General features: G+C 51.9%; 20 protein-coding genes. 7 read left to right on the top strand and 13 right to left on the bottom strand.

Annotated elements, in window-relative coordinates:
- Positions 1–113 precede the first annotated feature (113 nt).
- The 5 genes from R70331_RS12280 to R70331_RS12260 all read right to left on the bottom strand — a co-directional run bounded on the left by R70331_RS12280 (position 114) and on the right by R70331_RS12260 (position 5,833).
- Positions 114–1,718 (bottom strand): helix-turn-helix domain-containing protein, encoded by a 1,605-nt coding sequence (locus R70331_RS12280; protein ID WP_042175782.1) that lies wholly within the window; start codon positions 1,716–1,718, stop codon positions 114–116.
- 112 nt (positions 1,719–1,830) lie between these two features.
- Positions 1,831–2,862: an ABC transporter substrate-binding protein gene (locus R70331_RS12275; protein ID WP_042175780.1), complete on the bottom strand. Its 1,032-nt coding sequence runs from the start codon at positions 2,860–2,862 to the stop codon at positions 1,831–1,833.
- Between the two features lie 212 nt (positions 2,863–3,074).
- On the bottom strand, positions 3,075–3,785 hold the full coding sequence (locus R70331_RS12270; protein WP_042175779.1) for an ABC transporter permease: 711 nt from the start codon (positions 3,783–3,785) through the stop codon (positions 3,075–3,077).
- The gene (locus tag R70331_RS12265) at positions 3,782–4,630 is read right to left on the bottom strand and encodes an ABC transporter ATP-binding protein (protein ID WP_042175777.1); all 849 of its coding nucleotides are present in this window, start codon (positions 4,628–4,630) and stop codon (positions 3,782–3,784) included. Before R70331_RS12265 ends, R70331_RS12270 begins: the two co-directional genes overlap by 4 nt.
- 129 nt (positions 4,631–4,759) lie before the next feature.
- The gene (locus tag R70331_RS12260; protein ID WP_231576460.1) at positions 4,760–5,833 is read right to left on the bottom strand and encodes a LytTR family transcriptional regulator DNA-binding domain-containing protein; all 1,074 of its coding nucleotides are present in this window, start codon (positions 5,831–5,833) and stop codon (positions 4,760–4,762) included.
- Between the two features lie 192 nt (positions 5,834–6,025).
- Between R70331_RS12260 and R70331_RS12255 the strand changes: the two genes are divergently transcribed.
- A complete protein-coding gene (locus R70331_RS12255) occupies positions 6,026–7,084 on the top strand; it encodes a LacI family DNA-binding transcriptional regulator (RefSeq protein ID WP_042175773.1) in 1,059 nt (352 codons plus the stop codon).
- Positions 7,085–7,217: 133 nt separating this feature from the next.
- A complete protein-coding gene (locus R70331_RS12250) occupies positions 7,218–9,653 on the top strand; it encodes a glycoside hydrolase family 94 protein (protein ID WP_042175771.1) in 2,436 nt (811 codons plus the stop codon).
- 782 nt (positions 9,654–10,435) lie between these two features.
- Here R70331_RS12250 and R70331_RS12245 read toward each other — a convergent pair.
- The gene (locus R70331_RS12245) at positions 10,436–11,011 is read right to left on the bottom strand and encodes an LptM family lipoprotein (RefSeq protein ID WP_042175769.1); all 576 of its coding nucleotides are present in this window, start codon (positions 11,009–11,011) and stop codon (positions 10,436–10,438) included.
- Positions 11,012–11,147: 136 nt separating this feature from the next.
- The gene (locus R70331_RS12240) at positions 11,148–13,100 is read right to left on the bottom strand and encodes a glycoside hydrolase family 127 protein (protein ID WP_042175766.1); all 1,953 of its coding nucleotides are present in this window, start codon (positions 13,098–13,100) and stop codon (positions 11,148–11,150) included.
- 128 nt (positions 13,101–13,228) lie between these two features.
- Between R70331_RS12240 and R70331_RS12235 the strand changes: the two genes are divergently transcribed.
- The 3 genes from R70331_RS12235 (at position 13,229) to R70331_RS12225 (ending at position 15,491) form a co-directional block, all read left to right on the top strand.
- A complete protein-coding gene (locus R70331_RS12235; protein ID WP_042175763.1) occupies positions 13,229–14,101 on the top strand; it encodes a helix-turn-helix transcriptional regulator in 873 nt (290 codons plus the stop codon).
- Between the two features lie 170 nt (positions 14,102–14,271).
- Positions 14,272–14,793: a DUF3231 family protein gene (locus tag R70331_RS12230; RefSeq protein ID WP_042175762.1), complete on the top strand. Its 522-nt coding sequence runs from the start codon at positions 14,272–14,274 to the stop codon at positions 14,791–14,793.
- Between the two features lie 116 nt (positions 14,794–14,909).
- Positions 14,910–15,491 (top strand): YitT family protein, encoded by a 582-nt coding sequence (locus R70331_RS12225; RefSeq protein ID WP_197071425.1) that lies wholly within the window; start codon positions 14,910–14,912, stop codon positions 15,489–15,491.
- A 9-nt stretch (positions 15,492–15,500) separates the two neighbouring features.
- On the opposite strand, the gene R70331_RS12220 is transcribed toward R70331_RS12225, so the two are convergent.
- From R70331_RS12220 to R70331_RS12200, 5 genes are read right to left on the bottom strand one after another with little or no spacing between them, the layout of a single operon-like run.
- The gene (locus tag R70331_RS12220; RefSeq protein WP_042175757.1) at positions 15,501–16,550 is read right to left on the bottom strand and encodes a protein-glutamate methylesterase/protein-glutamine glutaminase; all 1,050 of its coding nucleotides are present in this window, start codon (positions 16,548–16,550) and stop codon (positions 15,501–15,503) included.
- Positions 16,551–16,583: 33 nt separating this feature from the next.
- Complete coding sequence (locus R70331_RS12215; RefSeq protein WP_042175755.1) at positions 16,584–17,405, bottom strand: CheR family methyltransferase; 822 nt, start codon at positions 17,403–17,405, stop codon at positions 16,584–16,586.
- Positions 17,402–19,141 carry a methyl-accepting chemotaxis protein gene (locus R70331_RS12210; RefSeq protein WP_197071424.1) on the bottom strand — a complete coding sequence of 580 codons (1,740 nt, stop codon included), beginning with the start codon at positions 19,139–19,141 and terminating at the stop codon, positions 17,402–17,404. The genes R70331_RS12215 and R70331_RS12210 overlap by 4 nt, the downstream gene beginning before the upstream one ends.
- A 7-nt stretch (positions 19,142–19,148) precedes the next feature.
- Entirely contained in the window at positions 19,149–19,649 is a 501-nt protein-coding gene (locus tag R70331_RS12205) for a chemotaxis protein CheW (protein ID WP_156131116.1), read from the bottom strand.
- Positions 19,650–19,668: 19 nt separating this feature from the next.
- Positions 19,669–21,768, bottom strand: coding sequence for a chemotaxis protein CheA (locus R70331_RS12200; protein ID WP_042175749.1), 2,100 nt, complete (start codon positions 21,766–21,768; stop codon positions 19,669–19,671).
- A 244-nt stretch (positions 21,769–22,012) separates the two neighbouring features.
- On the opposite strand from R70331_RS12200, the gene R70331_RS12195 reads away from it, so the two are divergent.
- Both R70331_RS12195 and R70331_RS12190 read left to right on the top strand, forming a co-directional pair.
- Positions 22,013–22,756 (top strand): threonine/serine exporter family protein, encoded by a 744-nt coding sequence (locus tag R70331_RS12195; protein ID WP_042182577.1) that lies wholly within the window; start codon positions 22,013–22,015, stop codon positions 22,754–22,756.
- Between the two features lie 30 nt (positions 22,757–22,786).
- A complete protein-coding gene (locus tag R70331_RS12190; protein WP_042175748.1) occupies positions 22,787–23,209 on the top strand; it encodes a threonine/serine exporter family protein in 423 nt (140 codons plus the stop codon).
- Between the two features lie 98 nt (positions 23,210–23,307).
- Here the strand turns inward: R70331_RS12190 and R70331_RS12185 are convergent, their stop codons facing one another.
- Positions 23,308–23,847, bottom strand: coding sequence for a GNAT family N-acetyltransferase (locus tag R70331_RS12185; RefSeq protein WP_042175744.1), 540 nt, complete (start codon positions 23,845–23,847; stop codon positions 23,308–23,310).
- Position 23,848 lies beyond the last annotated feature (1 nt).

Here is a 23,848-nt window from a genome sequence, read left to right as displayed (position 1 = left end):
TACCTATTAGTTCCAAATAAAGAATACCCTTCATTTTCTATGAAAGCATTATCATTAGTCATATTCCTAGTAATTGTTATTTGCTATATCAGGTATCCCTGCGAAAATCAGCCTTACGCCAGCACCTGCAGTACATCGGCAATTTTGCGGTGGTGCGACATCACGCCATAATTCATCCAGGCCATAAAATCCATCTCGTAGACACAGCCGCTGCGTGCAGCCGGCAAGCTGCGCCAGAGCGGACTTTCAAGCAGCTCACGGCCCTCCCCCATCTGGCGGTCAAAGGTAATGAACAGATGATCTGCCGTCAGCTGTGCAAGTGCCTCCAGGCTGAGATTCACCTGCTTCTGCCCCCGGGACAGCTGACGGACTAAGGGATGCGGCTGCAGCCCGAGGTCGCTATGCAGCACACCTCCCGTATAGCCCAGACCGTCACATCCATACAGCATAATGCCCGCGGAAGAGATCCGGAGCACCGCTACAGTCTGCATGCCTGCTAAGCGGCTGAGCCGTTCTCTGGCTGCACGCGCCTTGTCCTCATAACTTCCAATAACCTCCTGAACGCTTCCTGACCGGCCAAAAATCGCTGCCGCTGAACGCAGGGTAGCACGCCAGTTCTCCTGATGAAACGGAAGCTTGAACAATGGCGCTACCTGACGGCATTCCTCGAGATGCCAGCGCTGAAAGCCGTCATCTAGCATAATCAGCTCCGGCGTATAACGGGACAGTCCCTGCCAGTCACCGGTGGAAATATCAAATGCCGGAATCTGGTGAAGCCCAAGGTAATCCTGCTTGCCCCAATCCGCGTGACAGTACTGCGCAACAGGCATGATGCCCAGGGCCAGCAGATAATCCTCCAGAAACGGGGCGAATATCCGTGTCCCCTCCTGATAGAGGCTTCTGTACTTGCCCGGTGTAACCCCGACGCTCCCCTTAAAACGGCGGCTGAAATAGTACTCATTGCTATAGCCCACTGCCAGAGCAATCTCATGCAGCCGGTCTTTACTCATCAGCAGCTGCTGCTGTGCCCGTTCAATCCGCAGTCCGTTAAGGTACTCCAGCGGAATCTGGCCGGTCTGTTCCTTGAACAGTCTCGTAAAGCGGCTGCGTCCCAGGCCGGCAATTTCAGCCAGACCGTCAACCGTTACCGTTTCATTGAAATGCTCCTGCATATATTGAATAGAACGCTGAACCGCCGCCCGCTCATCCTCTGGCACAGCTGCACAGGGATTGGCACGCATAAGCAGCAGCAGCAGTTCCTGGAACCGGCTCTGGGCGGCAAAGTGCTCTATATGCTCTAAGCTTCTAAGGCTCTGATGAATCGATTCCAGCAGCATATTGATTTGCGGGAATGGACGGCACTGTATCGGACCAGACTGCAGCAGCCCATCCTCAGGAAAATTATGCATTGCGTACATCCCGTTCTCACCGGAAGCAATAACTTCAAAATTCAGCCGGTAAAAGCTCAGCCCCTGCTCCCCCGCACTGATCCGGCCCACTGCTCCGCATTCAAACAGGAATCCGGCGCCCTTGTCCAGCTGGTAACGCTGCCCGTCTGCTTCAATCCAACCCTGCCCGTCTGTTACTATAATAAGAGCCGGAACCGGAAAATAGCCGGTTTGCCTGTTATCAGACATGGACTGCGCCAATGTCTCTATGCTATTTAGACTGTATAACAGTCTGTAAGGGTATGTACCTTCATATGCCCTTTCTTCCATTGCTCCGCCTCCTGACTGAGAATCATTTTCATTAATCCAGTGTAAAACAAAAAAGAAGGCCTATCAACCATGCTGATAGACCTTCTTCAATATTTGCTGCCAAGGGAATGGACTATTTAACTATCGCCTCAAGCAGATCATTAAGCTTCATGGAATTAGCGGTAATGGCACCGGACTGCCAGTGTGACCGTTCCATTTTGTAGATATGCCCGTTCTTCACAGCCGGTATGTTCTTCCAGAGCGGCCCGTCCAAAATGCTCAGGGCCTCCTGATTCTCAGGTGTATCCCAGTCCCCGTTATCCAGGAACACAATAATATGCTCAGCGCCCAGCTCCGGAATCACCTCTTCAGAGATAATAGATTGGAACTCCGTCATCTCTGCAGCCATATCGACAGGCGTAAGCCCGAACTGGTCATAAATCACCCCGGTGTAACGGTTTTTGACGCCGAATAAGGCAAATGACTTATCTGCTACATTGAGCCGGATTACTGCCACCTTCTCCTGGCCGATCGCCTGCTCCAGCTTGGCTTTGCCCTCTGCCAGTTTTGTATCATATTCTGCCAGCACACTCTCCGCTTTTTCCGGAATGCCCAGGGCATCAGCAATTGCAGCGAGCATCAGCCTGGAGTCCTGAAGCACGTTCTCCGGCAGCCGGTAGGTCGGTGCCACCTTGGAGTAGTTCTCGTAAGCCGCTGCATCCGCACCGCCGTCCACAATGATCAGATCCGGATTCTGGTCCAGAAGCGCCTCCATACTGCCGGTTATATCAAACTCCGGAACATCCAGCCCGAGATAATCCTGCTTGCCCCAGTTCGGGTGATACCATTGCACCACTGGTGTAACCCCCAGCGCCTTCAGATAATCCTCTACATAAATACCCGCGATCCGCTGCGGGTTAGCCGGAATTTCAACATCGCCGAATTCTCCGGTTACGGTGCGCATTTCGCCTTCTGCGGCACCTGAATTGTCCGTCTCTGCCGCTGTATTGCCGTCAGGTGCACTGCTTGCTGCCGCCTCTGCCGCATTCTCTGTCTGCGCGGCATTTCCGCTGGCTGCATCATTATTTGTTCCGCAAGCGGCCAGCACGGTCATTACCATGATAAGCATAGCCGCCCAGATATATTTTCTGCCCCATTTTACCATTGAAATCTCCACTCCCGACATCGATGTAATTGATTATCATTCTCAATAATCATATGCTCAATACTAGCATGCCTGAGCGAAGTTTCAATGCACTTTCTCAGCGGATTTTTTATACAAACTCATCTGTTTTAACAGCATACAGGAACAAACAGAGACAGCCGTAACCATTACAACGGGTCACAGACTGTCCCTCTCTTAATCTTTAGGGGGCCTTATTCATCCACCAACCGCTTCTTATATACATAGGCAGCAACAGCATGTATCACCAGTACCCATGCCAGAATAACAAGGAGATGCAGCATAACATCACCCAGGCCGGCACCAGCCTCTACACGGTTCGCCAGCTCCAGCAATTGAAGGTTCGGCATATATCCTACCACAGCCAGTACCGGATATTTCTCGATAAACGAGGTGAGGAAGGAGCCGGAGCTGAAGATGAACATTACCGGAACGATAACTACAGAGGCCTCCATAACCGATTTGGTAAACAATCCAATCAGCGTACCTAGTCCAACATAGAACACAGCGGATAACACGAGCGCAATAGCAATTACAGCCATATTCCGGGGATTATAGCCGCTAAGCCAGATCGATCCGGCAACAATAACAGCTGTGGCGATAAAGCTCAGCAGACTTTTTCCGCAAAAGATTTCCATCGTGCTGGCCGGAGACAGCATCAGTCCGCGCAGCGTATTCTTCTCCTTCTCCTCAGCAATCAGTGCGGATTGGACGTAGGTAGCGACAAGGATAAAACCCAAATTAATGATTATATAATGAGAAGCAATGCCTTCAATCCCCATGCGGCCGAATAAAACAGCCATCAGGAGCGGCAGAATTAATGTGGTGGATACGAACAAATTGCGGGACAAGTCCTTATAATCCTTTTGTAAAATAGCAAATATTCTTCTCGTTGAAAATGTCATGCCAGCTTCCTCCCTGTCACTTCTACAAAGATATCGCCTAGTGTCGGATGATTCGATTGCACGGATACAAGCTGGTTCGTGCTCATATAACGGAACATCTGGTCCGCACCTTCAGGCCCTTTCGGCACAATGACCATGCTGCCGTCGGCTAGCTCGACCGTCAGAGTAGGCTCCCCCCGCTGCTGGCGCAGCTTTTTGGGGCTGTCCAGGAGCCGGATTTCCCCGTTGTTCAGGAACGCAACCCGGTCGCATAACGCCTCTGCCTCATTCATGTCATGTGTCGTCAGAAAAATCGTCGTGCCCTTCTCCTTTAATAGAAGCAGCCCTTCATGAATATGCTTTGTATTGACCGGATCCAGCGCCGAAGTCGGCTCGTCCAGGAACAGCAGCTCAGGCTCGTGCAGGAATGCCCTTGCCAGAATAACCCGCTGCAGCATCCCTTTTGACAGCTTGGATACAGGCTTCTTCTCTTCACCTGCCAGGTTGACCATCTGGAGCACCTCAGCAATTCTTTGATAAGGCACGCTGTAAAGATCACAATACAGCTTCAGATTATCGTAGACATTCAGCCTGCCGTACAGGGCCGTGTTGTCTGTGACGATGCCGACCTTTTGCCGGTAGGCCTCAGACTTCAGCTGTTCGGTGCTTACACCAAAGGCATACGCGCTTCCGGATGTCGGCCTCAGCTGGGCTGTCAGGATTTTAATAGTCGTCGTCTTGCCTGAACCGCTGGGACCGAGGAACCCGAATATCTCTCCTTTTTTCACACTGAACGTGACATCCTTCAGCGCCCGGGAAGACCCGAATGCCTTCTGTAATGAAGTGACTTCAATAATATTCTCCATCTCCTGCTCATCCTCCGTCTTGTGCTGTCTATGTCCAAATCGTACGGCAAATGCCGCAGCAGCGCATTAAAATCACCGCGAATGGAGCACAAAAGAGCGTGAATGGAGCATATGTATCCCTGAATGGAGCTATTTGAGGCCCATCATTTCCTTTAATTCGGCCATCTTGGTCTTGGACAACGGGACCGAGGTCTTCGCCGCATCATCGAGCACGAGACTGTAGCTGTTCCGGGTGAACGTGATGACTTCGCGGACCTTCTGCAGATTAACGAGATAGGAACGGTGGCAGCGGAAAAATCCGTACGAATGCAGCCGCTCCTCCAGCTCATTAATTTTAAAAGCAGTCGGATAGAGCTCCCCTCCGATTGAGAGCTGGGTCTGTCCGTCACTGCTCTCGACATAGTCAATTTCCGGCGGATTAAACAAAATGATTTTGTCGTTCATCCGGGTTGGTATTTTCTCAAAACGGAACAGCTGGAGCGTCTGCTCTATCCCCTCAGCTGCAGCTTCCCCTGCTATATCTAAAAGATCCGGCTCAGCTTCGGCTGCCCCGGCAGTCTGCTCCTCCTGATCCTGTATATCAAAACTCTGGAGTCCCTTTTCATCCAGCCGGTATATTCGGTTGGTCACACTGAGCGCAGTCTCCATGTTGCCAGTCAGAATAAGCACTGCTTTCCCGCTGTCGCACAGCTGCTGCACAAGCCGCCTGAACACAAGCTTTGTTTCGTTATCGACATTCTGGTCCGGCTCCTCACAGACGAGCAGCTGAAGATCCTGGATAATCAGCCGGGCATACTGTACACGTTTTCTCTCGGAATGGCTCAGAGAGGATAAACGCACACCCGCTTTGGTATCAAGCCTGACCATCCGCATTACCTCCTCGACCGGACGGCCGTAGCCATACAGCTTACTGTAAAAGCGCAGGTTCTCTTTTACCGTTAATCTGGTGTATTCCCCTTCCTCCAGCAGCAAAAAACCAATCTCAGGCACCGCCTGCCGGATACGTCCGGTATATATATGGCCATTAATTGTGATTTCTCCTTCGGCCACAGGCAATTTGCCTGTAAGAATGCCGAGGAGCACAGTCCGTGCGTTCATGCCCGTATGCAGCGCAACCGCTTCATGCCGGGAAACCTCCATTGTAAACGCGGGAAATACAACAGAGTGTTCGGTATAGCTTTCCAGTTGTTTTATAGACAGCACTGACACTTCATCACCTGACCCGTTTGTTTTTAGTTCTGCTTCTATTTCTCTTTATAATGAATCTATTCTATTATAGCAGCTTCTGTTCACCAGTTTTTCATAAAGAGAATTGTAAAAAGAGGATTGATTTCCGGGACATTATATTTTACAATGAACTCATAAACGCGCGTTTACAAGCAAAAAGGGGGCAATATGCGCAGCGAAGATATAGCGAGGCTCGCAGGGGTGTCCCGAAGCACGGTGTCCCGCGTGATCAACAATTATTCCAATGTCCCTGAAGAGACGCGGGCCAAGGTACTGAAGGTTATTGAGCAGCATCAGTATGAGCCCAACAGCTTTGCCAGGGCTCTGGCCGGCAAGAAGACCGATACGATTGGGCTTTTTGCCATCAGCATGAACGAGAAGGAGAACACGACCCGGATCTACCAGAATAACTACTTTGCACCGTTCGTCGATGCCGTAGTTGACACGGCGAATGCCAGAGGCTGTTATGTGCTGATCCACACCGTATACTCCCCCGATGATTTCCTGAAGGTCAAGCAGGCTTTTTTGCAGAAACGGATCGACGGCGGCATCATCGTCGGCACCCAGAAGGATATTGATATCGTGCGGGAAATGGTGGGGCTTGACTCCCCGCTTGTGCTGATCGATTATGATATTTCGGAGATCATGGCAGAGCATCTGGACCGCAATCATCTGGCTATTGTTAACTCCAAGGATTATGAGGGCACGGTCGAAGCCATAGAGCATCTGATCGGACTTGGCCACAAGGAAATCGGCATGATCTGCGGACGGATGAACACTTATTCCGGCAGGGAACGCTACATGGCCTATGCGGATACGCTGAAGCGCCACGGGCTTATTCCCAATGAACAGTTTGTCCTGCAGGGCGATTTTTTGAAGGAAAAGGCTTATGAAGAGGTTAAACAGCTGATTGCTTCAGGCAATCCGCTGCCGACCGCTATCTTCTCCTCCAATGACGATATGGCGATTTCGGCCATGGAAGCGCTCGCCGAGCACGGCATCTCCGTGCCTGAGGACATCTCGATTGCCGGATTTGATGATGTGCAGCTCGCTGCCCGCATTCATCCCAAGCTGACCTCTGTGCGCCTGCCGATTTATGAAATGTCCAAGGCTGCCGTCGAGAAGGTCATCGAGCTCTGCGATTCGCAGCAGCCGACCTTCAGCACCATCAGCTTTCCGGCCCGGCTGGTCGAAAGAGATTCCTGTCAGCCGCCGAAGGCAACCTGAATAAGCAAGCAGCAACGGTTCATCCATCCCTAACAGGAGGGATTCCGTTTCTGCGGGAAACTCCCTTTGCCCCGAGGGAATTTTTTCTGACTCCCGTAAACGCGCGTTCACAATCGAAAGGAGACTCTCCTAAATGAAATTCGGAACTTTTGACGACACTCGCAAAGAGTACGTAATTAACACCCCAAAAACACCTTATCCATGGATCAACTACCTCGGTAACGAGCAATTTTTCGGTCTTATTTCTAATACTGCCGGCGGTTACACCTTCTACCGTGATGCACGCATGAGAAGACTTACCCGTTACCGGTATAACAATATTCCGCTGGACAATGGCGGCCGCTACTACTACCTGCATGACGATGGTGATTTCTGGACTCCGGGCTGGATGCCGGTTAAGCGTGACCTCGATTTCTACGAGTGCCGCCACGGTCTTGGCTACACTTCCATCACTGGTGAGCGCAATGGTATCTCCGTTAACCAGCTTGCTTTTGTACCGATGGGCCATAATGCCGAAGTACACCGCCTCATCGTTAAGAACACTGGCGATGTTAAGAAAACAGTTAAGCTGTTCTCCTTTGCCGAGTTCTGTCTGTGGAATGCCCATGATGATATGACCAACTTCCAGCGCAACCTGAGCATTGGTGAGGTTGAAGTCAAGGATTCTGTTATCTATCACAAAACCGAATACCGTGAGCGCAGAGACCACTACGCTTTCTATTCTGTAAATAAACCGCTGGCCGGCTTCGACACTGACCGTGAATCCTTCCTCGGCATGTTCAACGGACTGGACAACCCTGAGGTGGTCGCTTCCGGACAGGCAAAGAACTCTGTAGCCTCCGGCTGGTCGCCAATCGGCTCCCATGCTCTGGATATTACGCTCGAACCGGGCGAACAGCAGTCCTTCATCTTCGTACTCGGCTATATCGAGAACCCGGAAGACGAGAAATGGGAAGAGCTGAATGTCATCAACAAAAAACCGGCACAGGCTGTTATCGACCAGTTCGCAACAGACGAGCAGGTTGACGCTGCACTTGCTGTCCTGGCTGCACACTGGGATAACCTGCTGTCCAAATACCAGATCCAGAGCGGTGACGACAAGCTGAACCGGATGGTCAACATCTGGAATCCGTATCAGTGTATGGTTACGTTCAACATGTCCCGTTCCGCTTCCTACTTCGAATCCGGTATCGGCCGCGGTATGGGCTTCCGCGATTCCAACCAGGATCTGCTCGGCTTCGTACACCAGATTCCTGAGCGTGCCAGAGAACGTATTCTCGACATCGCTGCTACCCAGTTCCCTGACGGCAGCGCGTATCACCAGTACCAGCCGCTTACCAAAAAGGGCAACAACGAAGTCGGCTCCGGCTTTAATGATGATCCGCTCTGGCTGATCTCGGGAACTGCTGCCTACATTAAGGAAACCGGCGATTATTCGATTCTTGATGAGCAGGTTCCTTTTGACAGCAATCCGGACCATACCGCTACCCTGTTTGAGCACTTGAAGCTGTCCTTTGAGCATGTTACCAACAATCTCGGGCCTCACGGCCTGCCGCTGATCGGCCGCGCGGACTGGAATGACTGCCTCAACCTGAACTGCTTCTCCACCGTTCCGGGCGAATCGTTCCAGACCACTGAGAATATCGCAGGCGGTACAGCAGAATCCGTGTTCATCGCCGGACTATTCGTCTTCGTCGGACCGGACTATGCAGAAATCTGCCGCTTGCGCGGACTTGATGATGTAGCTGCAGACGCTGTAGCGAAGATCGACAACATGCGTGAAATTACGCTGACTCACGGCTTCGACGGAGATTGGTTCCTGCGCGCTTACGACCACTACGGCGATAAAATCGGCAGCAACGAGAACGAAGAAGGCAAAATCTTCATCGAGCCGCAGGGTATCTGCGTTATGGCAGGTATCGGTGTAGAAGGAGGCGAGGCAGCCAAGGCCCTGACTTCTGTAGAGGAGCACCTGGATACTGAATACGGTATCGTATTGCAGCAGCCTGCTTACTCCAAGTACTATCTGAACCTTGGTGAAATTTCCACGTACCCTCCGGGCTACAAAGAAAATGCCGGTATTTTCTGCCACAACAACCCGTGGATCATGATCGCCGAAACCGTGCTTGGACACGGGGACAGAGCGTTTGAAATCTACAAAAAAATCGCTCCGGCCTACCTGGAGGATATCAGTGAAGTGCACCGTATGGAGCCTTATGTGTATTCGCAGATGATCGCCGGTAAAGACGCTGTGCGTCACGGTGAAGCGAAGAACTCCTGGCTGACAGGTACAGCTGCATGGAACTATGTAGCGATTACCCAGTCGATCCTTGGTATCCAGGCTGATTTTGCCGGTCTGAAGGTTGATCCTTGTATCCCTTCCGAGTGGGATGGCTTCGAAATCACCCGCGTCTTCCGCGGCGACACTTATGTCATCAACATTAAGAACCCGAACCATGTATCCAAGGGCGTTGCCAGCCTGACCCTCGACGGCGCTGCTGTTGAAGGCAATATCATTACTCCAGTCGGCGACGGCGCTGTGCACCAGGTTGTTGTCACGCTTGGTTAATTAGCTGCTGAGGCTGCTGAGGCCGCTGAGGCGGGCGTAAGCTTAAATCTGTTATATGTAAAAGAACCCGGTTATCCGCTGATGCGGCGTAACCGGGTTCTTTGTGTGTACGGCTGCCGGGTTCAGTGCTACGGGGAATTTTATGTTGCCGGGAGTAACGTGCTGTGGGAGCTCAATGTTGCCGGAAGCTATATGCTGCGGAGAGTTACTGTCGGGAGCTAAATGCTATCGGGAGCTTCTGCGCTAATGTGCGTGCTAATGGCGTTGCTGGATGCTCCTGCTTGGCTCAATTTACTCTGTATGCTGAATCTTTTGTATGTTGTACACTAGATGCTGAAAATTCGGATGAACAATGGATTCGTTAAACAGTCTATTATACAAACTACATCCACCGCACATCCGCCTGCTCCCATAGTCATATCTTTCTACATGCAGGTTCGAGTAAGCCGGCTTAACTGCAGTTTATACAACTAAATCTGGTAAATAGTTGCCTTTATGCGCTTTAAGTGTATTCTGTGCAACTAAAACAGGCCGGATAGCCTAATTCGGAGTTTTTGAGTACTTTTAAGTGTACAAAGTGCAACTATAATCCATTTCCGCAAAAAAATAGGTGTTTTAATTGTACAAAGTACAGTTAAACACCTTAGTCATGGTAGCTGAGAGCCGCCTCCGCTTCCGTCTGTCTGGTTGTAAGGATAAGAAGCTACTGAAATTAAAGCATGCTCTGAGCGAGATACTACAGTCTCCTATGTTGGCTAAGAAATCGTACGCTCTACGTCGCCTCAGTCGATAGTAACCAGTCCCCACTTGCCTTCCTTGCTCTGCATGAACCAGTAATTCGGGCTGTCCTCCCTCTCTTCACCGTCTGCGGTTATCCAGTTGTAATTCACGTTCATTACTACTCTTCCCTCCGGCTGGTTGGAGATGTAATCCACTCCGGTGAAAATAATTCCGCCTCCGGTCTTAAATCCGTACTCATTCGCCTGAGCCAGCTCCTGTGTTGTAAAAGCTCCGTTGAACTGTTCCTGATCCTCGTTGACGATTCCCTCCAGCGCGTCCTTCAAGCTGGCTTTGATCTCATCATTAACGATAGGATCAGCAATGGCATCGATATCAAAAGCTATTTCACGCATATATGCCACGGCTTCCGCCATCTGCGGTGTAGCGGTTTCCTGTGCGCTTGACGGCACAGACACAGGACTTCCGGATGCTTCAGATACGGGCTGCGTTGCTTCTGCCAATCTCTGCGCTGTTGCTTCTGAAGCTTGTCCGCCTGCCCCGTTCAGCGGACCGTTGTCTCCACAGCCTGCCAGCAGCAGCACTGCCAGTATAGACAGCATCATCCAAAAACGTCTCATAAGTATCCTCCTTATTCCCGGATACTTATGAGACGCCAATGCCGGTCTAAAAGTTGCTGTTAACGACGCTTAGCCCCGAGACTGATTACTCAATCAGCTGTCTTACAGCTTTTGTCGAGAGCCGGTATGTCAAAAGCTAACCCCGGACCCATACCTTCATCTCGCCGCTGCCGCGGTTGCCCCACAGGTAATAAGGGACGGCCGTAACCTCAACAGGCGTAACCCCGGCCTTCATACTGCCGTACAAGCCTCCGTTCCAGCTTCCCTCATCGATCCGGAAGCCATCTGTCTTCACTACGACGGCTCCGCCGAGCAGCGACTCTTCAAAGCGCTCAGTGAATGCTCCTGCTCCATCCAGCGAAATGGAGCTGAGCGTTGCCCCGTTATCTGCTTCCTCCAGACAATAGACGAGCGGTCCCCGCTGAATGGCTGTCAGGCCGGCATCCGCCCGCAGCTGCGGGTGGGCGTAGATACGGGTTGCTGTCATAGGGAGGCTTAATTCAATGACATCACCAGCTGTCCAGGTGCGGCGGATAACGGCATAGCCCTGCTCCAGAACAGAAGTAATATCAACTGACTCTCCGTTAACAGTGAGCTCTGCACTTGCGCTCCAGGCTGGAATACGCACCGCAATACCGAATTTTGCAGCCGCAGCCGGGTCTATCTTCAGCTGCACCTTGCCTTCCCACGGATAGCTGCTCTGCTGGCTGACCGCAACCTCCTGCCCGCCAAGCTTGAAGCTGGACTCACTGCCGATGTACAGGTTCGTATATAACGTATCGCCGTGCACCGAATAAATGTACTGGTTCAGTGAAGTAAGCAGACGCGCCACATTCGGAGGGCAGCAGGCACACCCGAACCAGCCCTGACGCTCTGCTTTTACATGATGCTTGCCCGGATTACAGCTGCAGGCCTGCGGCCACACTTCCAGCGGATTCACATAGAAGTAATGCTTGCCGTCCTGTGCCATAGAGCCAAGCACATTATTGTACAGCGCACGTTCCATCACATCCGCATACTTCGCATCGGGAATCAGCTCCAGCATGCGCTTTGCAAAAAAGATCAGCCCGATTGAAGCGCAGGTCTCAGCATATACAGTGTCATTAGGCAGGTCATAATCAAAGGTGAACGCTTCACCGTGATGGGTCGAACCGATCCCTCCCGTTATATACATCTGCTTGCGGGTCATATTGTGCCACAATCGCTCGCAGGCTTCGCGCAGTGATTGGTCCCCGGTATGAGCGGCTAAATCCGCCATTGCCGTATACATATAAACTGCACGGACAGAGTGTCCTACTGCTACGCTCTGCTCACGGACCGGCAGATGCGCCTGGAGATAAGCCAGATCCGTCTTGTCTGTTTTGCCGCTCCAATGTGTAACCTGACCCCGTTCTTCCCACTCTTTACGGAGAAAATTAGGCTCTTGTCCGCGCTGGTCGATGAAAAAGCTGCTAAGCTCAAGGTGTTTCTTTTCTCCGGTCAGCCGGTACAGCTTCACCAGCGCCAATTCAATCTCCTGGTGTCCGTCGTAACCTTTAAGCTTACCCTCTTCAGGTCCAAAGACGTCTGCGATATGATCAACCAGCCGCCGGACAATATTCAGCAGCTTGTCTTTTCCGGTCGCTTCATAATAGGCAACTGCTGCTTCGATGAAGTGTCCGGCGCAATAGAGCTCGTGGCAATCCTGAAGATTAGTCCAGCGTTTCCCCGGTTCTTTAACGATAAAATAAGTATCCAGATACCCGTCAGGCTGCTGCGCTTCGCCGACCAGATCGATAACCTCATCCGCCTGGCGCTCCAGCTCCGGGTCACGTCTAATGCTCAGAGAGTAGCCGACCGCTTCCAGCCATTTGGCCACGTCACTGTCCTGGAACACCCAGCCCTTGAATTCACCGCTTTTTCTTCCGGCAGCGATTTCAAAATTGGCAATAGCATGGCTCGGCTCGGCTTCCGGTACACGGTCATGCAGCGCTTCATATTGATAAGGGATCACAACATCCTGTACAAGCTTGATATAACGGCCCCAGAATTCATCTTTAATCTCGGTAGTGCCAGGAAGCGTTGTTGCTGGCTGTGTAATTTTGTTCATATTTATATTCCCTCCGCTATATATTTCTCCTCGCTAATTGCTATTATAGGCGGTAAAATGAAACAAAAACAGGAGCAGAAGCAACCCTGTTTTTGCACTATTTCACACAGCCGGAGAGGAGCCTGAAAATGATTTTCCCACCTTCATATATTCACTTGGCGGCGCCGCCCTTCCCTTACTTTCTGGAATGTGACCGTACCGTCTACCAGCCCGGAGACCAGCATCCCAGCCGCAAAGCGATGGGCAAGTTTGATCTGATTCTCGTTGAACAGGGCTGCCTTTATCTCGGAGAGGAGCATAAGCAGTGGGCCGTGCCTGCTGGTCACAGCCTGCTGCTGCTGCCTGACAGGTATCATTACCCGGCTAGGCCCTGCGAGGTGACTACCTCCTTTATATGGGTTCATTTTCACACTGTTGGGGAGTGGGCCGAAGCGGAGGGCGAGCCGGTCTATGCTGACCGGGATGCCCACTTCCGGCAATTTCTAACCTATCCTTATACCATCAGGATGCCGCAGTTTGGTCCGCTGCCGGACCCGTTTGAGCGCAGCGGCCAGGCTGAGCTGCTGCTGCAGCTGAACCGTGTCCGGCGCTCAGGAGCGGTATGGCAGCAGCAGCGGATATTCGAGGAAATGCTGCGGATGATGGATCAGGTCCAGCAGGATACTGCCGGCAGCCATGCTGTCGAGATTGCCGAGCAGACGGAGGCTTATATCCGCAATCATTATGCGGAACCGCTTACGAATGCCCTTCTGTCGGAGGAGCTTCATTTTCATTATAATTACCTTGCCCGCTGCATGAAGCGAGTCTACGGGCTGACACCGATGGAATATTTGACTGATTACCGGCTGGAGCAGGCCAAGCTGCTGCTGCTGAAGACAGAATTATCTGTGGGCGGAATTGCCGAACGGGCGGGCTTTGAGAGTGCGGCTTACTTTTCACGAAGGTTCACCGGCAAGGTGGGCATCTCCCCGCTCCGTTACCGCAAGCGGTATTCACGGTAAAGCAAGCGTATAAACCCCTCTGGTAATCGGCATCCTGTGTACAAGCAGATTCCGGCGTGGGGGCAGCAAGTCTTATTGGCTTGGCTTCAGGATGTATCCGTATAAAATAAGCTCTGCCGGACAATCTAACTTCACGTTCTTAATTATATTTTTTCGAAGGAGATATGGATATGTCTGGAGTACTTAACGGGAACCCGAAGGATGAGCCTCTTCATTACGGGGAAATTTATGATTTATGGCAGTTTTCCGCCTCAGCCAAAATGGCATTGTCCACATATCAGGCATTTCACTATCATGCCGGTGACCGTGATCTGAAAAAGATCATCGACGAATGCATAGACCAGGTATATCTGGAAATCAAAGAATGCGATAAGCTGTTGAAGCTGCACGGCTTCACTCCACCGCCGGTATTGCCTGACCGCCCCTCGGTGAAGCTTGAGGAAATCCCGGCCGGAGCCAGATTCTCCGACCCGGAAATCGCTGCAGCTTTAAGCACCTCATCTGCAGCAGGCCTTGTTATATGCAGCCAGGCCATGGGAATGTCAATTCGTGAGGATCTTGGCGCCATGTATAAGAAATTCCATAATCAGATGGCTGCGCTTGGACTAGAATTACTCAAATTAAACAAGAAAAAGGGCTGGCTGGTACCGCCGCCGCTTCAGCTCAAATCGCCGGAGCCGGCGCTTGTATAAGTATAGGGCATATCGCCCATTCATCCTGCGCAAGCAGGATTTTTTGTGTTTCGGCTATTTTTTTCCAGTTTACCGCATATTCATTAAGACATGCCTTACTAGTGGAGATGTTGAATATGCGTCCATTGTCACGGTTTGTAATTATCCTGCTGGGGAGCCTGCTTATCGCAGCCGGAACTAACTTTTTTCTCGTCCCCTACAAAATACTCGACGGCGGAATCATCGGCATCGCCCTTATTATCAATTATATGAGCGGCATCAAAATCGGACTGGCTGTGATCTGCTGCAGCCTGCCTATTTTCCTGTTAGCCTGGATGAAGGAACGGGATATTTTTTACAACAGCATTCTTGGGCTGCTTACCTCTTCTTTCCTGATCGAGCTGCTGGGGCCGCTGCAATATTACTTTTTGTATTATATTGAAATCGGCTCCATTTCAAGCGCGATCATCGGCGGCTTTCTTATGGGCACCGGACTCGGTCTGATGCTGCGCTTCAAGGCAAGCACAGGCGGGACCGATCTGCTGGCCAAGTTTATCAAGCGGTACATTCCGCTGAACGTAGGGATTATTATTTTTTTGAGCGATATTGTAATTATCGGGGCAGGCGGTGTGCTGATCTCCAAAGAAACCTTTTTCCATTCTATCCTGACGATCTTCTCCGGGGGTGTAGCTACGGGGTTATGTACGATTGATAAATAAAAAAACCGGCTACTGCAGCATAGCCAGCAGTAACCGGGGAATAGCAGCAAGTGCTGCCTGTTTCTCTACAGCACCAAGCTCATAAGCCGCTTTCGGCATTCCGTAAACGACGGATGAGGCTTCGTCCTGTCCTATCGTGTGTGCGCCTTTGCGGCGCATCGCCAGCAGCCCTTTTGCCCCGTCATACCCCATTCCGGTCAGCAGAATCCCTACCGCCTTCGGGCCTGCCGCTTTGGCCGCTGAAGCAAACAGCACGTCCACCGACGGGCAGTGGCCGTTCACCTTCTCTCCTGCTGTACACTCAAGCCGGTATTGGCCTCCCAGGCTGCGCACGCTAACCTGCCTGTCACCCGGAGCTACCAGCACCTTTCCCGGAACGACCAGCTCACCGTCCTCTGCTTCCTTCACTGTCAGCGCAGAGCTGAGATTCAGCCGCTCGGAGAACATCCGCGAGAATAACGGCGGAATATGCTGCACAACAACAATTCCCGGCATTTCTGCCGGCAATGCGTTAAGTACACTGGCTATGGCTTCTGTTCCGCCGGTTGAAGCACCGATGACAATGAGCCTTTCTTTGAACGGAACCGGTGTGCCTGCACCACTTTTGTCAGCCACATAGCCGGCAACGCCAGTCTGGACCTGCGGAAGCGGAGTGACAATTTTAGCCAGCACGGCATTTTTGATTTTTACAATAAGCTGCTCCAGAAAATGCTGGACGCTTCCCGCAGAATGGATATCCGGCTTGGCTGCAAAATCAACCGCACCGGCGCTTAGCGCTTCAAATACCAGCTCCGAAACCCCGCTGACGACGATTACCGGAATAGCATACTGGGGCAGCAGCCGGCGGATGAACTCAATTCCGTTCATTCTCGGCATCTGAACATCGCAGATCATCACATCCGGCCGTACACGCAGCAGCTCGTCCCGGGCTTCAAACGGATCACCGGCCCGGGCTGCAACCTCAATCTGCGGATCCGACGAAATGCCCCGGGAGATAACCTCCCGGAACAGCACAGAATCATCCACTACCAATACCCGAATAGCCCGGGTATTCTTCATAAAGCCAACCTTCTTTCCCTGTGGCCGTTGTTATTATTTGCGGTAGACAGCCGGCATTACATAGCGGTATGCCGTACGCTCGCGGTCAAGCGATTCTGAATGACCGATAAACAAATATCCTCCAGGCTCCGTCATCTCATAAAATTTGTGCACCAGCCTGATACGGGTAGCCTGATCGAAATAAATCATCACATTCCGGCAGAATATAGCATGAAACCGCCGGGTAAACGGAAATTTCTCATCCATAAGATTAAACCTGCGGAACAGCACCTGGCTGCGGATAGCCGGCTTTACAGTATAATACCCTTTTTCCTCCGGTTCAAAATAACGCCTGGCCCAGCGCTCCGGCAAAGCACCCAGCGCCTCTGCGCTATATCTGCCTCTGCGTGCAGCTTCCAGGGCAGAATTGCTGATATCCGTAGCGAGCAATTGAGTGTCCCAGCCCCTTCTGCCGTCCCCGCTGAACGCCTCATCAATGAGCATTGCCAGCGTATACGGCTCTTCCCCGCTGGAGCAGCCGGCACTCCAGATCCGCAGATCACGCTCCCCCTGCCGCTGCAGCAGCTCTGGAAGCACCTGCTGGCGGAAGTAAGTGAAGTGTCCTTGCTCCCGCATAAAGAAAGTATGATTCGTGCTGATCCGGTCCACGAGCTGCGTCAGCTCCGCTGCTGAAGTATGGTTCCTGCCTTGAAGGAGATTATAATATTCACTGAAGCTTTCCAACCCCTTATCCTGAACCAGCTTCTGGAGCCTGCCGGCCAGCAGGGCTCTTTTCTCCGCTTTGAGATGAATGCCTGCCCTGCGCTTGATAAGCTCTGCAAGCTGGGTAAACTCAAGGTCCGTCATTGGAATCATAAGCTGTATTTGCCGAATTCTTTATCACTGAGCGCAATAGACACAGGAGCTGCGTGGGAATGTTCCTTCGGCCATTGGCCGGCCCCGCTGCCTGAACCCTGTCTGCCCAGTGACATCTGCTCCAGCATGCGCCGTACCTCCGGATTAAGCTCATCGAGCCCGGCATAAGCGTAATGTCCCTGCTCCTTTAGCTTAAATCGGGATACCTGATCACGCATTAGCTCTGCCTGGCCGGCAAGCTGCTCGCTGGCGGCAGCCGTCTCCTCCGAAGTGGCGGAGTTGTTCTGTACCACCTGTGACAGCTGGATTACCCCTTGATTAATCTGGCTGATACCGGCAGCCTGCTCTGTCGAAGCAGCTGTAATCTCAGCGATGATCTCGGCTACCTTTGAGACGTCTCCGACAATATGCTCAAGCGCTGTAGCGGTTGCAGCAGCAAGCCTGGTGCCGCCCTCCACTTTTTTGATGGAGCTCTCTATCATTACTGTAGTTTCCTTGGCAGCACCTGCAGAACGTGCCGCCAGATTGCGGACTTCCTCGGCAACAACCGCGAAGCCTTTACCATGCTGGCCGGCTCTCGCCGCTTCTACAGCCGCATTCAGTGCCAGAATATTCGTCTGGAATGCGATCTCGTCGATCACTTTGATGATCTTTGATATGCTGCCGGAGGATTCATTGATCTGCTCCATAGCACCCAGCATTTCCTTCATCCGGGCGTTGCCGTCCACCGCATTGTTCATGGTCCCGCGGGCGAGGGTGTTCACCTGTTCTGCACTCAGTGCATTGCGGGAGGTCTGTGCAGCAATTTCTTCGATGGATGCTGTAAGCTCTTCAATCGAGCTCGCCTGCTCCGTTGCCCCCTGGGACAATGCCATACTGGACTCGGACATCTGCTTGGCTCCGGAAGCAACCTGCTCGGAAGCGGCGCGGATACTGCCCATCACCTCGCTCAGCGTGCCCGACATGCGTCTGAAAGCTGCTGCAAGCTGGCCGATTTCATCTCTGGAATCCGTTTGTATCTCCACATTCAGGTCACCGTCAGCAATTCGGTCTGCCGCATGCACCAGCTTGACCACCGGCCTGCTAATGATGCGGGAGATCATCAGCCCGAGCAGCACAGCGAGCAGCACAGCAACAATTACAACAACAATCATGATAATGGTGGTGCGGCCTGCGGCTTGTGTGTACTCCGCCGATTTGGTTAAGCCGTTAGTCTCCTTGCTGGCAAACAAGCTGTCGATAGCTTCGTTAGCACTGGCAGCAATTCCAGATGTGCTATCATAAAACAAAGTAAGCGCCTGTTCATTACGTCCGCCGGCAGACATAGCGATTACCCGGTCACGAATTTCGTCATACTTAAGTATACCGGCTTTCAGCTCATTAAAGATTACCTGTGCCTCTTCGCTCTGGATGCTCTTTTCAAAGGCATTCAGACTGTCCATAAGCTGGATGTCCAGCTCGTTAATCTCATTCAGAATCTCTTCTCTGTCCACGGTGCTGTCATCGATCAGCGCATCACGCGTAAGCGCACGGATTTTGTGAAATTCAATTCCGGCCTTACCGATATCAGCCACACCTATACCATAATTAACGTACAATTCCGAATAGTCACGGTCGATCCGGTTAAGGTTTACAATCCCCACAACTCCTACAATGCCGGCCATTATGGCGACAATAATGAACGAAGTTATCAGTTTGGCACTGATTTTCATGTTACTGAACCATCTCATCATCATCTACTCCTTATTCGTTTGGCTGTCTGCTTCCGCCTGATATTTCCAATTCAGCATCCCGGAGGAGCCTTCCGCAGTCCAGCAGCAGCTTCACTCCCTGCACCGTCTTACCGATCCGTGTAACAAAGCCGCCGCCTGCTGTTATATCCGGAGCCGGAACCGTATCTCCCGGAAGTATGGTCAATACTTCAGACACACTCTCAACAATAAGACCCAGCACCTCATCCATGATGTTAATGACAATGACACAGGTACGGTCATGATAGGGCAGCGGCTCCATTCTGAACCTCACCCTGACATCCATTACCGGGATCATAGTCCCGCGCAGATTGATAATTCCCTTAATATATTCCGGAAGATCCGGTATCCCGGCAATCGGCTGAATGCCGATGATTTCTGTAACATATTGAATTTCAATACCGTAGTCCTGGCTCCCCAGTGAAAAAACCAGATATTTATCCCTCTGTGTATCCTCCTCCGGCGTGTTTTCATATACGTTGTTACCTGACAAAGTGATCACCTCCTGAAAGTTATTGACCCGAAACAGCGTTCACGGACGACGTCAGCCGGATGATATCGAGAATCAGGCTGATGCTGCCGTCGCCCAGCAGGGTACATCCGCTAAAAGGCCTGCTTCCCGCACTGTTCAGAATATAGTCCGGAAGTGCTTTAACAACAACCTGCTGCTGTCCCAGCAGTTCATCTGCCAGCAGACACAGGCTGCGCCCGTCATCCTCGACCATGATCAGAATGCCCTGCTCAACGGGGGAGGCGCTTCCGGCAGCGGCTGTAAGGTTATGCAGGCGGATTACCGGATAACAGCTGCCGCGCACCATAATCCACTCGTTTCCTTCCGGGTCGGTAAGCAGATCCTGCTGTTCCGGCCTGAAGGAGCGTACAATGGAATTTGTCGGCAAGGTGAACCTCGCACTGCCTACACCGACATTCATCCCGTCAATAATGGCAAGGGTAAGCGGAATTCTTAAAGTGACGGTCGAGCCGGCACCCGGCACACTGTCTACAGTTGCTGTGCCGCCCACCTTTTCCAGATCTTTTACCACTACATCCATGCCCACTCCTCTGCCGCTGAACTCACTGATGCTGTCCTTTGTCGAGAAGCCCGGATGAAAGATCAGCCTGTACACCTCACGGTCGCTAAGCTCACGTTCATCCCGGCTCAGGAGGCCGTTCTCCGCTGCGCGGCGGATAATCTTATCCCGGTGCAGCCCCTTTCCGTCATCACGGATCATGACAATCACCTCTCCGCCGGAATGCCTGGCTTCCAGCGTCACTGTTCCGCTGCGCGGCTTGCCTGCAGCCAGCCTTTCCTCAGGCAGCTCAATACCGTGGTCGAGCGCATTGCGGACGATATGCATTAAAGGATCGGACAAATGCTCAATAATGTGCTTATCGACCTCTGTCTCTTCTCCCACAATTACGAGGCTGGCTTCTTTATCCAGCTTACGGGTCATATCCCTGACAATCCGGCCCATTTTATGAAAAGTGGCTGAGATAGGAACCATGCGCAGCGACATAACCACATCCTGCATTTCTCCCGATATTTTGCGTAAATGCCGGGCAGCCTTGGCGAAATTATCCAGCGGGCCGTGTACGGCTGCCAGATCGGGATTCTGGGTTACCATGGCTTCGGCGATAACCAGTTCACCGATCAGATCCATCAGCTTATCCATTTTGGACACATGCACATTAATCATAGTCTGCTGTGCAGGCGGAGAGACGGCTTCCCTGGACTTCTTATCCCGGACCGCCGGCCCTGCAGGCTTGCGGTCAGTATGAACCGGCAGTGTATCCGCCAAAGACAGTATTTCCGCATCCATACCGGACGTCTCTATTGCGTCTCCGGCTGTATGGAGCTTGTCGAATTCCAGTTCACAGACATAAGGGGCATTCCGTAAAAAATCAGCAACAGAATCCCCGCTGGCAGCGGTTTCCAGCATAATAATAAATCCGTCCCTGCGGATTACATCTGCACTGTCGGGATTCTCAATAATATCATCAGGATGGTAAGTAAAAGTACAGCTTATCGTTTCATCCAGCTGATGAATCACAGCAAAGGCGCGGATATTCTCCATCTGGCAGGCTTCCTCGAACCGCAGAAGTGCCCTGTAGCGCCCGGGCTCCGCTGATCCGGCCTTAACCTCCTTAGCCGGTTGCGCTACCGGGTGCTGACGGCAGGCCGTCTCCTCTGATGTCTCCGTGCTGATCTTCAGCAGCTGCAGATAAGCTGACAGTTCTTCAGCCAAAGCAGCAGCATCCCCGTCTGCCGGATCTCCGCTGCGGATTTTGACAGTCTCCAGCTTAATGAAATCTATGCCCTGCAGCATCAGATCCGACAGATCAGAGCTGTCATAAGCTGCTTCAGGCCGGTCACGCAGATAAAAAAACAAATCCTCCATTACATGGGCCAGTGCAGAGATGTTCACATATCCCATCACAGCTGCCGAGCCTTTAATCGTATGCATAATCCTGAATATGAGGTTGATATCCTCGGGATGAAGTGAATCCTGCTGCTCTCCGGCAAGTACGGAATCCTCCAGCTGCTGCAGTGATTGCATCGTTTCAAAGATAAAGAGTTCAAGCAGGGAATCCTCCGGAAAAGCGCCTGGCATAAAATTCTCCTTTCAGTTCAAGCAAAAAAAGGGTTAGTCCTGTAACATTTTGTGATTTTCTTCATCTTTATATCGTAAGATAAAAGTGAAAAGTTGATATTTAATTCATTTTTTCGATTAATTTTTAACTTTCTGGCGTTTCAAATGAATAATAGTTGATCTTTTGCGGAATTGCGGCGACAATCGGATATATAACATTCCAGGGGAGGATCTAACGAAGTTGGACAGTACAAGCAACAACAGTATGACTTCCACGCATGATATTATTGATGTGTGTCTTTTGGCCGGCAAAATCATGCTTCAAAGCGGTGCAGAAACCTACCGTGTGGAGGACACCATGTCGCGCATGGCGGCAGCGCTCGGGTTTCCCGGAGCACACAGCTATGTGACCCCGACAGTTATTATGTTCACTACGAGCCGGCTCGAGCCGGTCAAGCTGTTCCGGATTGCGGAACGGACAACGGATCTGAAAAAGGTGTCTGAGGTTAATGATATTTCCCGCCGGCTGAGCGAACGCCAGCTAACGGCAGCTGAAGCCCGCAAGCGCCTGGGGGAAGTGGATGATGCCGCTCATGCTTACCCGGCCTGGCTGCAGATTGCTGCAGCTGCCTTGACCGGGGCATGCTTCACAATCATGTTCAAGGGCAGCATTTGGGACGCACTTCCGGCCCTGCTGGTATCCGCGCTGGGCTTCGCAGCTGCAACTTATCTGCACCGGCTTGTCCAGGTCCGGTTTTTCGCAGAATTCTCTGCCTCGTTTCTGATCGGCCTGACTGCTTTTCTCTCAGTCAAGGCAGGAATCGGCCAGGAGATGGACAAGATTATTATCGGCTCGGTCATGCCGCTCGTTCCGGGACTTCTCATTACCAACGCAGTCCGCGATCTGATGGCCGGCCATCTCGTATCCGGCCTGTCCAAGGGAGCAGATGCTTTCCTGACCGCATTTGCTATCGGGACAGGCATCGGGCTTGTGCTGTCACTCTTCTAAAATATACGGTGCGAAAGAGGTCTGTCGTTCATGATTTTGCAATTAGTTACCAGCTTCATTGCCGCCGCCGCCTTCTGTATCCTGTTCAATGCTCCGGCACGTGCGCTGCTGCAGTGCGGGATTGCCGGAATGGTCGGCTGGGTTCTTTACTTGGAGCTTGATAAACAGCTGGACACGGTAGTCGCGACCTTCCTGGCTACAGTTGTGGTCGGTGTGATAAGCCAGCTGTTTGCCCGCTCCTACAAAATGCCGGTTATCATCTTCAGTGTCGGCGGGATCATTCCGCTGGTTCCCGGAGGGCTGGCGTATGATGCCATGCGCAAATTTGTCGAGAATGACAATAATCAGGCGATCCAATACGGCGTCCAGGCATTGCTGTTATCCGGGGCCATTGCAACAGGTCTTGTTTTAAGCGAGGTTCTCGGCCAGATGTTCCGCCGGAAAAAGGCCTGACGGCTGCGGTCTGTGAATAGACGCAAGTGTACACAGAAAAAGGCCGGCTGCGGTCAAGGGAACCCCCTTACCGCAGCCGGCCTTATCTATGAACAGGATCAGCTGTTTGATTGATCAGCCGGTCCGATTATTTTCTGGTAGCTGGCGATATCCAGCCATCTTCCAAACTTACGGCCAATCTGCCTGAACAGGGCACTCTGCTCGTAGCCGTGTCTGGTGAACAGACGGCGGCTGTGTTCATTGTCTGCACAGACGGTGGCAACCAGAGCATGGAAGCGGAGGGCAGCTGCTTTTTGCTCTATGAACATCAATGCCTGCCCGCCAATCCCCCGCCCGCCGCTGTCGGGACTCAGATAAATACTGATTTCACCGGAAGTATCATAAGCCTGCTTATTCTTATGCCTGGTTATAAGGACATAACCCGCTAAACTGCCTGCCTGCATAACGGCATAGGATTTGAAGCGCGGATCGCCGTTTAATACGGATTGTCTCATTTCGTCCAGAGTCAAAGGCTCCGTATGGAATGATACGGTCGTATTCAGCACGTAATAATTATAAATGTCCAGCACACCGGCCAGATGCTCTTCTGTCATCTCCTCAAAAAGCAGGCCAACCCCGATTGTTTCGCTTTCCCCCATA

The sequence above is a fragment of the Paenibacillus sp. FSL R7-0331 genome (genome assembly GCF_000758645.1).
Classification (GTDB): domain Bacteria; phylum Bacillota; class Bacilli; order Paenibacillales; family Paenibacillaceae; genus Paenibacillus_AQ; species Paenibacillus_AQ camerounensis.
Note: the sequence above shows the minus strand (reverse complement) of the source record. Positions and strands in the feature narration are given on the sequence as shown.